Origin of the sequence: Streptomyces sp. PTY087I2 (assembly GCF_001687325.1) — a bacterium.
Classification (GTDB): domain Bacteria; phylum Actinomycetota; class Actinomycetes; order Streptomycetales; family Streptomycetaceae; genus Streptomyces.
In genome coordinates this window covers 174,791-188,475 of the sequence record NZ_LZRD01000015.1, presented here as the reverse complement: position 1 = coordinate 188,475, position 13,685 = coordinate 174,791, and the positions used below count along the sequence as shown (strand labels likewise).

At 73.2% G+C, this 13,685-nt stretch carries 9 protein-coding genes and 1 pseudogene; 6 read left to right on the top strand and 4 right to left on the bottom strand.

Annotated features, from left to right (window positions below; translation table 11 throughout):
* Nucleotides 1-407: pseudogene (locus A3Q37_RS18530) on the bottom strand (hypothetical protein); the annotation flags it as partial.
* Between the two features lie 124 nt (nt 408-531).
* Between A3Q37_RS18530 and A3Q37_RS18525 the strand changes: the two are divergent.
* From A3Q37_RS18525 to A3Q37_RS18515, 3 genes are all read left to right on the top strand, one after another.
* Nucleotides 532-1,101, top strand: a complete 570-nt coding sequence (locus A3Q37_RS18525; protein ID WP_065485852.1) for a hypothetical protein — start codon at nt 532-534, stop codon at nt 1,099-1,101.
* 134 nt (nt 1,102-1,235) lie between these two features.
* A complete protein-coding gene (locus tag A3Q37_RS18520) occupies nt 1,236-2,273 on the top strand; it encodes a rod shape-determining protein (protein ID WP_065485850.1) in 1,038 nt (345 codons plus the stop codon).
* Between the two features lie 77 nt (nt 2,274-2,350).
* Nucleotides 2,351-3,736 (top strand): GAF domain-containing protein, encoded by a 1,386-nt coding sequence (locus A3Q37_RS18515; RefSeq protein ID WP_065485906.1) that lies wholly within the window; start codon nt 2,351-2,353, stop codon nt 3,734-3,736.
* A gap of 70 nt (nt 3,737-3,806) precedes the next feature.
* On the opposite strand, the gene A3Q37_RS18510 is transcribed toward A3Q37_RS18515, so the two are convergent.
* Nucleotides 3,807-4,238, bottom strand: coding sequence for an Lrp/AsnC family transcriptional regulator (locus A3Q37_RS18510; protein WP_006124231.1), 432 nt, complete (start codon nt 4,236-4,238; stop codon nt 3,807-3,809).
* Nucleotides 4,239-4,365: 127 nt separating this feature from the next.
* Between A3Q37_RS18510 and A3Q37_RS18505 the strand changes: the two genes are divergently transcribed.
* A complete protein-coding gene (locus A3Q37_RS18505) occupies nt 4,366-5,589 on the top strand; it encodes a NarK/NasA family nitrate transporter (protein ID WP_065485848.1) in 1,224 nt (407 codons plus the stop codon).
* A 72-nt stretch (nt 5,590-5,661) separates the two neighbouring features.
* Here A3Q37_RS18505 and A3Q37_RS18500 read toward each other — a convergent pair whose 3' ends face one another.
* The gene (locus A3Q37_RS18500) at nt 5,662-7,830 is read right to left on the bottom strand and encodes a ThuA domain-containing protein (RefSeq protein ID WP_065485847.1); all 2,169 of its coding nucleotides are present in this window, start codon (nt 7,828-7,830) and stop codon (nt 5,662-5,664) included.
* A complete protein-coding gene (locus tag A3Q37_RS18495; protein WP_065485846.1) occupies nt 7,827-10,331 on the bottom strand; it encodes a PQQ-dependent sugar dehydrogenase in 2,505 nt (834 codons plus the stop codon). Before A3Q37_RS18495 ends, A3Q37_RS18500 begins: the two co-directional genes overlap by 4 nt.
* Before the next feature lie 327 nt (nt 10,332-10,658).
* On the opposite strand from A3Q37_RS18495, the gene A3Q37_RS18490 reads away from it, so the two are divergent.
* Entirely contained in the window at nt 10,659-12,218 is a 1,560-nt protein-coding gene (locus tag A3Q37_RS18490) for an acyl-CoA synthetase (RefSeq protein ID WP_065485845.1), read from the top strand.
* Nucleotides 12,211-13,683 carry a carboxyl transferase domain-containing protein gene (locus tag A3Q37_RS18485; RefSeq protein ID WP_065485841.1) on the top strand — a complete coding sequence of 491 codons (1,473 nt, stop codon included), beginning with the start codon at nt 12,211-12,213 and terminating at the stop codon, nt 13,681-13,683. Before A3Q37_RS18490 ends, A3Q37_RS18485 begins: the two co-directional genes overlap by 8 nt.
* Nucleotides 13,684-13,685: the final 2 nt, after the last annotated feature.

Here is a 13,685-nt window from a genome sequence, read left to right as displayed (position 1 = left end):
CGGGGCTCGCGTGCGGTGTCGCGCGGGGGGTCCGGGCGGGGCTCGCGTGCGATGTCGCGCAGGGAATCCGGGCGGGACTCGCGTGCGGCCTCGCGCCGGGGCACCCGACCGGCTTCGTCCTCGGTGCCGCGCCGGGGCACCCGGTCGGACTCGTGCGCGGCCCCGCGCCGGGACCCGTGACCGGCCCCGCGCCGGGGCTTCCTGGCTGCCTCCCGCCGGGCGTCCCGTCGGGTGCGGCGGGGCGCGTCGGTCCCGTCGGCCGGGGTGGGCGTTCCGTACGGCTCGGCCGGGGTGGGGCCGGCGGCCGTGGGCATCGCGTAGGGGCCCAGCGCCTCCGCGGGCGTACCGCACCCGGCGCAGGCCAGGGCTCCGTTGAGATGGCGTCGGCACGGGTGGCAGTAATCCATGGCGCCCGCAGGTTAGGCGGGCACGGAACAACCGGGAAAGCCGCCCAGGTGAGGATTGTGTGAGGAAGCTCGAATTCCGGGGACAGCCGGTCCGATACGCCTGACACGCGGGAGGATGGGCGGCATGAGCACTCCCGCCCCCTTCGGACCGCTCCAGTTCCAGCTCGTCCTGCTGCGCCGGATGGCCGACTTCCAGCCCGGCCTGGTCGAGGACGCCCGGCACGAACTGAGCGCCTCCCTCGCCGATATGCGGGAGGCCAACCGCCGCTGGCAGGCCATGGTGCGGGCGCCCCGGGGCCGGGGCTCGCTGCGGCGCTACCGCTCGGTCCTCGGCGAACCGGAGGTGGTCCTGCCGCGCCGGGTCGGCGATCTGGAGTGCGAGGCGCTGCTGTGGCCGGTGCCGCTCTGGCCCGATCTGCGGTTCGAGGTGATGGCCGGACCCGGCGGCGCCGTCTGGAACGAGTGGCTGGTCCGGGCCCCGGGCGCGGCGGGCCCGGAGCTCACCTCCGTAACGGATCTGGCCCCCTGGTCGTGCACCGTGGACGAGGCCGCCCGCGCCTTTCCCCCGGCCCGGCCGATGGAGGGCAGCGCCCCGACCCGGTGGGCGCTGGCCCTCACGGACCCCGAGTCCGGCCGGGAGCGGGTCGCCGAGTTCACCTGGGGCCTGTTCCAGCGGCTGCTGCCGGGCACGTGAGCTGAGGAGCCGTCAGCTCCTGCTCCCCTTCCGGCGCACCTCAACGAGCGCGATGGGCCGAACAGCGCCAGAGTTGTACGGAGAGACCGGCCGCCGCCGGTGCCCCTCGTCCAGCCGCGCTCGGGAGAATCGCCGTGACCGTCAGCCTTGAGCAGTTGCAGCGTTGCCATGTCGCCGTCGACCTCGGGGCCGCGAGGACCCGGGTGTACGTGAAGGGGCTCGGGCTCGTCGTCGACGAACCGAGCGTCGCCGCCGTCAACACCCGTACCGGCTCCCTCATCGCCGTCGGCGCGCTCGCCGAGCAGATGACCGGCCGCACACCCGAGTACATCCGGGTGGCCCGCCCGGTCTCCGGCGGGACCGTCGTCGACATCGAGATGGCCCAGCGGATGCTGCGTCATCTGCTGGGCGACAAGCTCCGCCGCCAGCTGCGCCGCAAGCCCCGGCTGCGCGCCGCCGCCTGCACCCCGCACGAGGCCGATCCGCTGGCCCAGCGGGCGACGGTGGAGACCCTGGTCGGGCTCGGCGCCCGCCGCGTCGAGCTGGTGGACACGCTGATCGCGGCGGCCGTGGGCTGCGGGCTGCCCGTCGAGCAGCCGACCGCCACCATGATCATGGTGTGCGGGGCCGCCACCACGCAGATCGCGGTGCTCTCGCTCGGCTCGATCGTCACCGCCGTACGGATCCCGGTGGGCGGCAACGCGATCGACGAGGCGATCATCCAGTACCTGCGCCAGCACCACGAGCTGCTGCTGCCGAGCCAGTCCGTGCGCCCGCTCCAGCTGGCGCTGCACGGCAACGGGCTCCAGCTCACCGGTCCCGCGCTCACCGACATCCACGGCCGCGACGTGGCGACCGGCCTGGCCCGCACGGTGCAGGTCGACACCGCCGCCGTACGGCAGGCCGTCAACACCCCGCTCACCGCGGTGCTCGACGGGGTGGGCAAGGTCCTCCGCGACTGCCCGCCGGACCTGGTGGCCGACCTCGCGGACCGCGGGATCATGATGGTCGGCGGCAGCGCGCTGCTCCCGGGCCTCGACCAGATGCTGCGCGACGCGACCGGGATGCCGGTGCACATCGCCGAGCGGCCCGACGTCTGCTCGGTGCTCGGCCTGGGCGCGATGCTGGACGGCAAGATCCAGCCGATGGTCCTCAACCCGCTGGCGGGGTGAGCGCGTCGGCGCGGACGCCGGGGCCCGTGGAGTCCGGACCCGCCGCGTCCGATGCCGCCGCCCTCGGACGACTGCCCATGCTTCTGGAGGCCGTCCTCAGCGTCGGCAGCGATCTGGAGCTGGGCTCCACCCTCCAGCAGATCGTGGAGGCCGCCACCGCTCTCACCGGGGCCCGCCACGGCGCGCTCGCGGTGCTGGAGCCCGACCGGGACCGGATCGACGCGCTGTACACCACCGGGACGGCGGAGGCGGAGGGGCCGAGCCTTCTCCGGGAACCGATCGTGGTGCATGCCGAGGTCTTCGGCCACCTCTGCCTCGGCGGCAAGCGGCCGGGGCCGTTCACCGACACGGACCGGGGGCTGCTGCGGGTCCTGGCCGCCCAGGCGGGCATCGCGATCGGCAACGCCCGGCTGTACGGGACGGCCCGGCAGCGCGAGCGCTGGATCGCAGGCGCGGCGGCCGTCACCACGGCCCTGCTGACCGGTACCGACGCGGCCGACGCGCTGATGACGGTGGCCGAGCAGGCCCGGGTGCTGGCGGGCGCGTCGGCCGGGGTGATCCTCCAGCCGACGGAGGCGGGTGGGATGGAGATCGTCACCGCCTCGACGCCGGACGATCCGGCGGGCATCGTCGGCACGGTGATCGAGCCCGGCTCCCCCGTGCTCGTGCAGCTGCTCGGCGGCGAACCGGTCTTCATCGACGACTCGGCCACCGATCCCCGGATGACCACCGGCGTACGCTCCCGCTTCGGGCCGAGCATGATGCTGCCGTTGCAGAGCGGCGGCCAGCTCATCGGCACCCTCGCTCTGCCCCGGCGGCGCGGCGAGCGCCCCTACACGGATGTGGACCGGCTGCTGGCGACCCAGTTCGCCTCGCAGGCGGCCCTCGCCCTGGTACTGGCGGACGCGCAGGCCGACCGGGAGCAGCTCGCGGTGTACGAGGACCGCGACCGGATCGCCCGTGACCTGCACGATCTGGTGGTCCAGCGGCTCTTCGCCACCGAGATGATGCTGGAGTCGACCCGGCGGCGGGCGGCCGCCGAGGAGAGCGGGGCGCTGCTGGGGCGGGCCGTGGACGAGCTGGACTCCACCATCCAGGAGGTCCGCACCGCCATCTTCGCGCTCCAGCAGCCGCCCGCCGCGGCCCCGAGCACCTTCCGGGGCCGGGTACTGCGGGAGACCGGGGGCGCGGCGGCCCTGCTGGGCTTCCCGCCGTCGGTGCAGTTCGCCGGGGCCGTGGACGCACTGGTGGGCGAGGAGACGGGCCGGGAGCTGCTGGCCGTGCTGCGCGGGGCGCTGGCCGCCGCGCACCGCAGACCCGGCGTCTCGGCCATCGAGGTGGAGGTGGACGCCACGGTCCGGCTGCCGGACGGGCGGGGCGGGGTGCGGCTGGTGGTCGCGGACGACGGGCGCGGTGAGGACGACGGCCGGCCGACGACGGTGACCTGGCAGGCCCCGGTCTGATCCCGGGCCCGGCGCGACGGCCTGTGGGGGCAGGGCCTCAGTGCTTCGGGGCCGGCCGACGGAGAAGGGTTCAGTGCTTCGGGGCCGCCCGCAGCGCGACCCGGGTGTTGGAGTGCGCGACGCCCGCCTCCCGTTTCAGCCGGCGCAGGAGGCTGTCCAGCGCCCCCGGGTCGGCGGCGGTGGCCCGCAGCAGGTAGTCGTGGCCGCCGGTCACGTGCACCACCTCCGTGATCCCCGGCAGCATCAGCACCGAGCGCTCGAACTCCTCGTTCGTCGTGTCGAGGCGCAGCGTCACATCGATGAAGACGACCAGGCCCGAACGGGTGTCGGCGGCCGGGTCGACGATGACGGTGAAGCCCCGGATGACCCCGTCGCGGCGCATCCGGCGGACCCGGTCGCCCGCCGCGTTGGCGCTGAGCCCCACGCGTACGCCCAGATCCCGGTACGAGATCCGGGCGTCCTCCTGGAGAATGCCGAGGATTTCCCTGTCCAGCCGATCCATACCGCGATTGTCCCAGCTTGCGGCAATATCGGCTGAAGAAGCCCGTTGCGGTCGGCGGGAGCCCGCTGTCGCCCGGTCGGCGCAGTCCGACGGGCCGTGCGGTGTCCGGCGGCCTTGACTTGCCGGTGTGGACACCTCTGTCAAGCAGTCCCCCGAGCCGCCCGCACCGGCTGCGGCGGCGCCGTCCCCGGCCGCGTACCGCAATCTCATCCTCGCGACGGTCGGCTTCGCGCTGACCTTCTGGGCGTGGAATCTGATCGCGCCGATGTCCGGGGACTACAAGGACCGGCTGGGCCTCAGCTCGTTCCAGCAGTCGTTCCTGGTGGCCGTGCCGGTGCTGGTCGGGTCGCTCGGCCGGATCCCGGTGGGGGCGCTGACGGACAAGTACGGCGCGAAGCTGATGTTCCCGCTGGTCTCGGCGCTGACGATCGTGCCGGTGCTGCTGCTGATCCCGGCGAAGAACTCGTACGGGGCGATGATCGCGGTCGGCTTCCTGCTGGGGCTCGGCGGGACGACGTTCGCGATCGGCGTTCCGCTGGTCAACGCGTGGTTCCCGCCGCACAAACGGGGCTTCGCACTGGGTGTGTTCGGGATGGGCATGGGCGGGGTGGCGCTGTCGGGGTACTTCACCCCGCGCATCGCCAAGCACGGCGACGATCTGCCGTTCCTCGTGGTCGCGGGCGCGCTGGTGGTGTTCGCGCTGGTGGCCGCCGTGCTGGTGACCGACCACCCCGGCCGGAAGATCCCCACGGACACGCTGGCGCACCGGCTCGGCGAGGCCGGGAAGCTGCGGGTGACGTGGGAGCTGTCGGCGCTGTACGCGATCGGCTTCGGCGGCATCGTGGCGTTCGGGGTCTATCTGCCGACGTATCTGAAGACCTGGTACGAGATGTCGCCGACCGAGGCGGGCACGAAGGCGGCCGGGTTCGCCCTGGTCACGGTGGTCTTCCGGCCGGTGGGCGGCTGGCTCTCGGACCGGATCCACCCGGCGGTGGTGACCTCGGTGGCGCTGCTGCTGGCCGCGCTGATGGCGATCGTGCAGGCCTTCGAGCCGCCGCTGAACCCGGTGGGCACGATCGCGCTGCTGGCGATGGCGGCCGGGCTCGGCACCGCGAGCGGCAGTGTGTTCGCCCTGGTCTCGCAGGTGACGCCGCAGCCGAAGGTGGGCAGTGTGACGGGCATCGTCGGGGCGATGGGCGGGCTCGGCGGGTTCGTGCCGCCGCTGGTGATGGGGGCGATCTACAGCGCCAAGGACAGTTACGCGATCGGCTTCATGCTGCTGTCCGATCTGGCGCTGGCGGGGTGTGTGTACGCGTACGGGCGGATGCGGAACATCCAGCGCGACGAGTGACGACATCGGGCACGGAAGAACGGCCGCGTTCCCGCCGGAACGCGGCCGTTCGTGTGTGAGCCCCGGTGCGAGCTACGTGCGCTGCCGGAGCTTCTGCTCGAACCGGTCGGCCCAGTACGCGGTCCGGTCGAGGTAGGCCGTCTCGGCGGCTTCCCCCGTCTTTCCGTAGGCCCCCTCGAAGGTCTCGTAGCCGTGGCCCGGGGGCGGGCTGGAGGAGGCGGGTTCGATGGAGCTGCCCTCGTGCCACTCGTTGAACGAGGTGACGGAGACCCAGGTGGGGTCGCCGCCGATGGCCGGGTCGAGGGCGTTGTTCCACTCCAGGTCGTAGGAGGCGCCGTCCTCGCGGCCGAGGGTGGAGGTGGTGTTGCCGGGGACGGCACGGTCGTCGATGTAGCCGGGGGCGACCGAGGGGGCCCAGACGAGGCCGTTGGCCTTGGCGTAGTCGCCCGCGTTCTTCCAGCCGGGGGCGGTGGCGCCGGCGATGCCGTCGTAGGTGTAGATCCCGCCGAAGTGGTCGACCTTGCTGGTGTCGGTGGTCTGGGCGAGGACGATGGCGGTGTCCTTGACGGCGTCGAGGGCCGACCAGTCCTGGATCTTCAGGCTCTCGAAGATGTAGTAGGCGTTGCGGTCGCCGTGGGCCGCGTCCCGGTAGAACGCGGGGTGGTCGCCGAACTTCCCTTCCAGATAGGCGATGTCGTCGACGACGGAGGCGGCGGTGCGGCCGCTGTACGGCTCGATGTGCCAGGCGACCTCGATGCCGTGGCGGGCGGCGGCGTCCATCACGTCACCGGCGAGGCCGTCCTCGTAACCTCCTTGTCCCCACCAGCTGTAGACGATGACGCCCGCGCCGGAGCGTTTCACCCACTCCATGTGCCGGTCGACGGCTCCGGTGATGTCCCCGGAGTCGTACGGGCCGAGCTTCGGGTAGAGGTCGGCGCCGATGGCGTCGGGCGGGGTGTGGCCGCCCTGCTGCCAGTGCCGCCAGCTGCCTCCCGGTCCGTCGGGGGTTCCGTACCAGGGGTAGTAGAAGAGGTGCACGTTCGACGAGCCCTCGTCCTCGGTGGCCGGGGCGCGGGTCAGGGTGAAGCGGTCGACGTCGAAGAGGGCGCCCGCTCCCCCGGTGAACCGGAGGAACAGCGGGCCCGTCCCGGCAGTCAGCGTGGTGGTGACCTCGGTGAAGGTCTCCCAGCCGCCGGTCGGGGCGACGTCCACCGAGCCGAGGAGCGGTCCGGTGGCGGAGCCGGAGCGGATCTCGATCGTGCCGCCCGCGCCGGCCGAGGAGACGGTGGCGGTGAAGGCGGTGGCTCCGGCGGTGTCGAGGGAGGAGTAGCCCGCCCAGTCGCCGTCGTCGATGTAGCCGAGGGTGGCTCCACCGCTCGCCGAGCCGTGGGCGGCGGCCTGGACGCCGAAGGACGAGGTGTACGCCTCCGCCTCCGCGCTGTCGCCGCCGGGGTCCGGGCCGGGATCGCCGACCGAGCAGTCCGCATCGACGGCTCCGGCCGCGTACTGGACGCCGCCGAGGAGGAGCTGGCGGAAGTCCGGGTCGGCGAAGGACTCGATGGTGTGGCCGAGCCCGGTGTAGAAGGAGCGGCCCTCCTGCTGTTCGTGGCACCACGTGATGGGGTGGTCGCCGCCCATCTCGCCGCCGCTGTAACTGGATTCGTCCAGCGACTGGAGGACGTGGACACTGTCGCGGGGATTGGAGCGGTAGTTGTACCACTCGTCGGTCCGCGTCCAGGTGTCGTCCAGGTGCGCGGTCGCCGGGTGGACGTGGTCCTCGGTGGTGAGGCGGGCCTCCTGGATCGCCGGGTGGCTCTGGAACCACGCCCCCACCAGGTCCTCGTACTCCGGCCAGTCGTATTCCGTGTCGGCGGCCGCGTGTACGCCGACGAATCCGCCGCCCCCGTCGACGTACCCCTTCAGGGCGCTCTGCTGGGTGTCGTTCAGGACGTCGCCGGTGGTGGAGAGGAAGACGACGGCTTCGTAGTCGGCGAGGTTCGCCGGGGTGAAGGCGGTCGCGTCCTCGGTGGCCGTGACGGTGAAGTCGTTGTCCGCACCCAGCTGTTGGAGGGCGGCGATGCCTGCCGGGATGGAGTCGTGGCGGAATCCGGCGGTCTTGGAGAAGACCAGGACCTGGTACGGGTCGGCGGCTGCCGCGCTCTGCACGCCGGGGCTCAGGAAGGCGGCCCCGAGGGCGAGAGCGACGGCGCAGGCGAGCCGGCGGATGCGAGCTTGTCTCATCGGTCGTTCACCTGCGCTCCCTGGGTGGTGAAGGTGAAGGCGTCCAGATCGAAGAGGCTGCCCTGGCCCGTCGGGCCCGTGAAGACGAAGAACAACTCCGTTGATCCGGCCGGTGCGTTGGTGACGTCCGCCGTGACGTCCACGAAGTTCTCCCAGCCGCCGGTCGGGGCGACGGGCAGGGAGGCGAGCAACGTGCCGGTCGGCGACCCGGCCCGTACCTCCAGGGTGCCGCCCGCGCCGCCCGAGGCGACCCGGGCCGTGATGGAGGTGGCGTTGGAGAGCACGTACGGCTCGAAGGAGATCCAGTCGCCGTCGTCGGTGTAGCCGACGGTGGCACCGCCCTCGGCCGGTCCGTGCGGGGCGACCTCGATGCCGTTCTGGGCGGCGAAGTGCTCGCCCTGGCGGTGGCGGGGCTGGAGGATCGAGTCGCTGTGCGTGGTGAGCCCGCCCGCGTCGGTGTACTCGGCGTCGAAGACCCCGTAGATGTTGGCGGCGCTGTCGTGCTCCCCGTCGACGGGGACGTCGATGGTGCCGGAGCAGCCGTTCTTCGAGGTGATCTGGTGGCGGTGGCTGTCGTGGCCGAGGAGGTAGGTGACCTTGACCTTGGAGCAGTCGACCGTGCCGTCCTCGGGGTCGCTGACGGTCACGGTGAAGGGGACGGAGTCGCCGAAGGAGAAGAGGCTGCCGTTCGCCGGGGTGGTGAGGGTGACCGTGGGCGCGGTGTTGCCCGCCGTGACGACGAGGCTCGCGGTGCCGGTGAGGCCTTCGGGGTCGGTGACGGTGAGCGTCGGGTTGTAGGTCCCGGCGGTGGTGTAGGTGTGGCTGGGGTTCGGGTCGGTGGAGGTGGCTCCGTCGCCGAAGTCCCAGGCGTAGGTGAGGTTTCCGCCCTCGGGGTCGGCGCTGCCGGCCGAGGAGAAGGAGACCGCGAGCGGGGTGGGCCCGGAGGTCCTGTCGGCGGCGGCCTTGGCGACCGGGGACCGGTTGCTGCCCGCGAGGTACTCGATGCGGTACAGGGCCTGGTTGTTGGCGCCGGTGCCGTAGTCGAGGACGTAGAGCGCGCCGTCGGGTCCGAACGCGGAGTCCATGACCTGGGTGCCGGTCCACGGGAAGGTGTCGATGGTGCCCGGCGACCCGTCGGCCTTGACCTCCACCGGCTTGATCCACCGGCGGCCGTACTCGGTGGCGAAGAACCGGCCGTCGAGGGAGGCGGGGAACTTCACGGCGGAGTCGAGATTCGCGTCGAAGTTGTACACCGGTCCGGCCATCGGGGATTCGGAGCCGCCGCCGAACTCCGGCGGGGAGCCCGCGTCACCGGCGTACCGGATCCAGGCGGGCTGGGCGGGCGGCAGGGTGGCGAGGCCGGTGTTGCGGAAGGAGTTGTTGGCGGGGCCGGAGGCACAGTCGTACTTCGCGCCGGACGGGCCACTGGGGAAGGTGTACTCGCTGTACGTCTCCGTGGGCGTGTTGGTGCCCGTGCAGTAGGGCCAGCCGAAGTTGCCGGGCTCGGTGACGCGGTTGAACTCGACCTGGCCGCTGGGGCCCCGGTTCGGGTCGGTGGTTCCGGCGTCGGGGCCGTAGTCGCCGATGTAGACGGCTCCGGTCTTCTTGTCGACGGACATCCGGAACGGGTTGCGGAAGCCCATGGCGTAGATCTCGGGGCGGGTGTCGGCGGTGCCGGGCGCGAAGAGGTTGCCCGCCGGGACGGTGTAGCCGCCGTCGGCCGTGGGGGTGATCCGCAGCAGCTTGCCGCGGAGGTCGTTGGTGTTGCCGGAGGAGCGCTGGGCGTCGAACTGCGGGTTGCGGTCGGTGCGTTCGTCGATCGGCGCGTAGCCGCTCGACTCGAAGGGGTTGGTGTCGTCCCCGGTGGTCAGATACAGATTCCCGGCGGCGTCGAAGTCGATGTCGCCGCCGACGTGGCAGCACTGGCCCCGGTCGCTCTCGACTTCCAGGACGACCTTCTCGCTGCCGAGGTCGAGCGTGCCGTCGGCCTTGAGGACGAAGCGGGAGAGGTTGAGGTGCCCCTTCCACGGTTCGAAGTCGGCGGCGGAACCGGAGGTGGGGGCGTCGCCGGGCGGGGTGTCCAGGAGCGGGGAGTAGTAGAGGTAGACGTACCGGTTGGCCGCGAAGTCCGGGTCGACGGCGATGCCCTGGAGGCCCTCTTCGTCGTGGGTGTAGACGTCGAGCTTGCCCGCCGTCTTCGTGGACCCGGCGGCATCGGTCAGCCGGACCGTGCCGTCGCGGGCGGTGTGCAGCACGGACCGGTCGGGCAGCACGGCGAGCGACATGGCCTCGCCCAGTTCGGCTGCGCCGAGGGCGAGTTGGACCTGCTGATAGTCGGCTGCGGGGATGTCGTCCGCGGCCGGTCCGGCCGCGACGTGCGGGGCGCGCGCCTCGGGGTCGGCGGCGAGGGCCGGGCCGGCGGCGGGGACGGCGAGCGTGGCCGCGAGGAGGGCGGCGAGGGCGGTGGCGTATCTGGACCACCGTGGGGGTGCGGGTGACATGGTCGGGTGGTTCCTTCCTGACGGTACGTGGGGTCTGTCAGGCAAGGCGCTGTCGCGCTTTGCGACGTGCAGGGGGAGCCTCGGGCGCTCGGGTGAGGGCGAGTTTTTCCCTGGAGAGAGCGCTCCAACTCGCTTACTGGGCAAGCTTTTTGCATGCTGGCAACGCAAAATTAATTTGTCAATGCTGTGTCGAAATTGCGGTTCGATGCTCCGTGCAGCCATGTGGCGGAAGGGGCGGGCCTCCCGAAAGCCCGACCTGGGGTGACGCTGCCCTCATCGGTCTCCGGGTCCCGGCGAGACCGCCGCCGACGCCCTAGGCTTCCCGGCGTGACCCTCCTTCTTCCCGCGCTCCAGTCCCCCACCGGCCCGGCGGCCTCCCGGGAGGCCATCCGCTTCGGAGACCTGTCCCTGACCTACGGTGAGCTGGCCGCCGCCTCCACCGCTCTCGCCGCCCGGATCGCGGACGCGGGCCGGGTCGCCGTGTGGGCGACCCCGACGCCGGAGACGGTGATCGCGGTGGTGGCGGCCCTGCGGGCGGGGGTTCCGGCGGTGCCGCTCAACCCCCGTACGGGCGAACGCGAGTTGGCGCACATCCTGGGCGACAGCGAGCCCACGGCCGTACTGGCGGGCCCGGACGACGAGCTGCCCCCGGCGCTGGAGAAGCTGCGGCGGGTGAGGGTGGACGCGCGGGCGGCGGCGGCCTCGGGAGCCCGGGAGGGCTCCGAGGCGTACGGGGCGGTCTCCGGTGTATCCGCCACGGGCGAGGCCGATGGGGCGGGCGAGGCGCGTCCCGCCGCATACGGCATCGACGAGGCCGCCCCCGAGGCCCCCGCCCTGATCGTCTACACCTCCGGCACCACCGGCCCGCCCAAGGGGGCCGTCCTGCCCCGCCGGGCCGTCGCCGCGTCCCTGGACGCGCTGGAGGACGCCTGGGGGTGGACCGGCGACGACGTCCTGGTCCACGCGCTGCCGCTGTTCCACGTCCACGGGCTGATCCTGGGCGTCCTCGGCCCGCTGCGGCGCGGCGGCTCCGTGCGCCACCTGGGGAAGTTCTCGCCCGCTGGCGTGGCCCGTGAGCTGGGGTCCGGGGGCACGATGCTGTTCGGCGTACCGACGATGTACCACCGCCTGGCGGAGGCACTGGACGGATCGGCGGATGCAGGCGAACGGGAGTCCCTGACCCGGGCGTTGAGCGGGGCACGGCTGCTGGTCTCCGGTTCGGCGGCGCTGCCCGTGCACGACCACGAGCGCATCGCGGCGGCGACCGGGCGGCGGGTGATCGAGCGGTACGGCATGACGGAGACCCTGATGAACACGGGGATCCGGGCGGACGGCGTACCGCGCCCGGGCACGGTGGGGCCGCCGCTCGCCGGGGTGGAGCTGCGCCTCGCGGAGGACGACGGGGCGGTGCTGAACGAGCCCGGGGCGATCGGCGAGATCCAGGTGCGCGGCCCGAACCTGTTCACCGGCTATCTGAACCGGCCCGACGCCACGGCCGCCGCGCACACGGCGGACGGCTGGTTCCGGACAGGAGACGTGGGCACGGTGGACGCGGACGGATACGTGACGATCGTCGGACGCAAGGCCACCGACCTGGTCAAGAGCGGCGGCTACAAGATCGGCGCGGGCGAGATCGAGAACGTGCTGCTCGCGCATCCCGGAGTCCGGGAGGTGGCGGTGACGGGCGAGGAGGACCCGGACCTCGGCGAGCGGGTCGTGGCCTGGGTGGTCGCGACGGACCCCGACTCTCCGCCCTCTCCCGAGGAGTTGGCGGACCGGGTGGCGGCCCAACTGGCCCCGCACAAGCGCCCGCGCACCGTGCGCTATCTGGACGCGCTGCCCCGCAACGACCTGGGCAAGATCATGAAGAGGTCGCTCCGTGCCTGACGAGAACCGCGCCCGCGCGACGGCTCGCGAGGCGATCGCCCTGCTCACCGGCGCGGCGGGCTTCACCGAACACCGCCCGCCGCCGCGCGCCCTGCCGCCGGACGGCCCGCTGGGCTGGGCGGGGTACGACGCGGCGCGGGAACGTGCCGCGGCCCGGACCGGCGAGGAAGAGTCCGTGGTGTACGGCACCGGGGTCGTCGAGGACCGGGCGTGCGTCGTGCTCTCCTTCGAATTCGGCTTTCTGGGCGGCTCGTTGGGCTGCCGTACGGGGGACCGGCTGGCGGCCGCGTACGAGTTGGCCCTGACCCGCCGCCTCCCGCTGCTGGCGCTCGTCGCCACGGGCGGCAGCCGGATGCAGGAGGGCATGGTCGCGCTCACCCAGCTCCAGCGGGTGGCCGCCGCCTCGACCCGGCTGCGCGCGGCCGGCCTCCCGCAGATCGCGGTGGTCCGCGACCCGACGACCGGCGGCGGCTGGGCCACGGTGGGGGCGGGCGCGGACGTGGTCCTGGCTCTGCCGAACGCGCAGGTGGGCTTCGCCGGCTCCCGGGTCCGTCCGCCGGATGCCGACCCGTACGCGTACAGCGCCGAGGGCCAGTTCGCGGCGGGCCAGGTGGACGCGGTGGTCCCGCCCGAGGAGCTGGCCACCACGGTGAGCCACTGGCTGCACGCGCTGGGGCCGCACGGTGGGGTTGGCGCGGCGCCCGGTGCACCCGGCGTCGGCTCGCACCTCGCGGGAGGCCCGCCCCGGGGCGGCTCGCTTCCCGCCGCGCCGGTGCCGCGTGCGCTGGCGGGGGCCGGTGCCGAGCCGGTGCCGCGTGGGCTGCCGGGGGCCGGTACGGAGTCGGCGGCCCGGCTTCCGGAGACCGGGCGGGAGGCCGTGGCGCGGGCCCGGGATCCGCGAAGGCCGCGCGTGGAGGCGTATCTGGCCGACTACTTCGCCGTACGGCTCCCCCTCCACGGCGACCGTACCGGCTCCACGGACCCCGGGCTCCTCTGCGGCTTCGGGCTGCGCGCGGACGGGCTGCCCGTGGCGTACGTCGCCCAGTGCGGTACGCCGACCCGCCCGGCCGGTTACCGCGCGGCGGCCCGGACGATCCGGCTGGCGGACCGGCTCGGCGTCCCCGTCCTGACCCTGGTCGACACCCCGGGCGCGGCCAACGACGCCGAGGCGGAACGGGCGGGCGCGGGCGCGGCCATCGCGGACACCTTCGCGGCGATCGCGGCGGCCCGGGTCCCGGTGACGACGCTGGTGATCGGCGAGGGCGGCTCGGGCGGGGCGCTGGCGCTCGCGGCACCGGACAACACCCATGTCACGGCGGACAGTTACTTCTCGGTGATCGCCCCGGAACTGGCGGCGGCGATCCTCAAGCGACCGCCGTCGGAGACGGGGGCCACGGCCGACCAGCTGCGGTTGCGCCCGCAGGACCTCGTGGACCTGGGCTTCGCCCGCTCGATCGTCGGTTAGAA

Bases quoted from the DNA above. Each gene is read 5' to 3' on its own strand.
- A3Q37_RS18500 (WP_065485847.1), bottom strand. From the start codon at position 7,830: ATGAGACAAGCTCGCATCCGCCGGCTCGCCTGCGCCGTCGCTCTCGCC.
- A3Q37_RS18510 (WP_006124231.1), bottom strand. From the start codon at position 4,238: ATGGATCGGCTGGACAGGGAAATCCTCGGCATTCTCCAGGAGGACGCC.
- A3Q37_RS18495 (WP_065485846.1), bottom strand. From the start codon at position 10,331: ATGTCACCCGCACCCCCACGGTGGTCCAGATACGCCACCGCCCTCGCC.
- A3Q37_RS18515 (WP_065485906.1), top strand. From the start codon at position 2,351: ATGCTTCTGGAGGCCGTCCTCAGCGTCGGCAGCGATCTGGAGCTGGGC.
- A3Q37_RS18525 (WP_065485852.1), top strand. From the start codon at position 532: ATGAGCACTCCCGCCCCCTTCGGACCGCTCCAGTTCCAGCTCGTCCTG.